Below are 1,172 nucleotides of genomic sequence, written 5' to 3'. Positions count from 1 at the left end.
TGTGCCTTAACAAAAGTTCGTCTTATTATTCAGCTTATCGGAAAGACGAGCGATTGATGCAATGATTTGATCCGCTGTTTTGCGCCAGATAAAAGGTTTGGGATCGTCGTTGTATCTTGCCAGGTAGTCTTTAATGGAAGCCTCCAGTTCACGAGTGCTTCGGTGCGAGTTGCGCTTGATCCAGCGTTCTGAGATCAGGCCAAAAAATCGTTCCACCAAGTTGACCCACGATGCTGACGTCGGCGTGAAATGCACGTGATACCGAGGCCGGGCGGCAAACCAGGCCCGAACCTTTTCCGTTTTATGGGTGCCGTAGTTGTCCATGACGAGGTGAATATCGAGGTCTTCCGGAACCTCCCGGTCAATCTCCTTTAAAAAGGCCAAAAACTCTTTGGCACGGTGTCGCCTGTGAAGGCGTCCGATCACCTCACCAGTGGCAACGTCCAGGGCTGCAAAGAGGGTCGTCGTGCCATGACGAACGTAGTCGTGCGTTCTGGTTTCGGAGTAACCGAACGACAGCGGAAGCGCCGGCTGAGTCCGGTTCAGCGCCTGTATCTGGCTTTTCTCGTCCACACACAGGACCAGAGCCCGGTCAGGTGGATTCATATACAACCCGACAATGTCATGGACCTTGGCCACAAAGTGGGGGTCGGTTGAGAGCTTAAAGGTCTCCAGACGATGAGGCTTTAACCCAAATGCCCGCCAGATTCGGCTGATTGCCATGGCATTGAGCCCGGTTTCCTTGGCCATCAAAGTGGTAGACCAGTGGGTCGCATCCTTGGGCTTGGATTGAAGCGTTTTGTTGATGACATCTGTCACCTTGTCGTCATCAATACTGCGGGGCCGACCACTTCTCGGGGCGTCTGTCAGTCCCGCCACACGGAACTGGTCAAACCGCTTACGCCATTTACTGACGGTTTCTGCCGTTACACCCACTCGCTCAGCAATCACTCGTCCAGGCAGGCCCTCGGTGCTCAAAAGGATCATTCGTGCTCGTTGCTGCTCGGCTGCTGGCATCTGCCGGCGGCGAACCCACGAATTAAGCTCATCGCGTTCTTGGTCTGTAATGATCAAAGGAATAACGGGTCGACCCATTGCAGTAGCTCCGTCGATGCTTTCTGCAATTATAACCTTAAGCTACAAATTATTCGACGAACTTTTGTTAGGGCACA

General features: G+C 53.0%; 1 protein-coding gene. It reads right to left on the bottom strand.

The features are described from left to right. Positions 1-6 precede the first annotated feature (6 nt). On the bottom strand, positions 7-1,095 hold the full coding sequence (locus CDH48_RS19020; protein ID WP_100690261.1) for an IS630 family transposase: 1,089 nt from the start codon (positions 1,093-1,095) through the stop codon (positions 7-9). Positions 1,096-1,172: the final 77 nt, after the last annotated feature.

The organism is Marinobacter aromaticivorans, from assembly GCF_002806975.1.
Lineage (GTDB): Bacteria > Pseudomonadota > Gammaproteobacteria > Pseudomonadales > Oleiphilaceae > Marinobacter > Marinobacter aromaticivorans.
Note: the sequence above shows the minus strand (reverse complement) of the source record. Positions and strands in the feature narration are given on the sequence as shown.

What these genes read in the sequence shown, in the direction of transcription:
- CDH48_RS19020 (WP_100690261.1), bottom strand. Translation starts at nt 1,095, where the DNA reads ATGGGTCGACCCGTTATTCCTTTGATCATTACAGACCAAGAACGCGAT.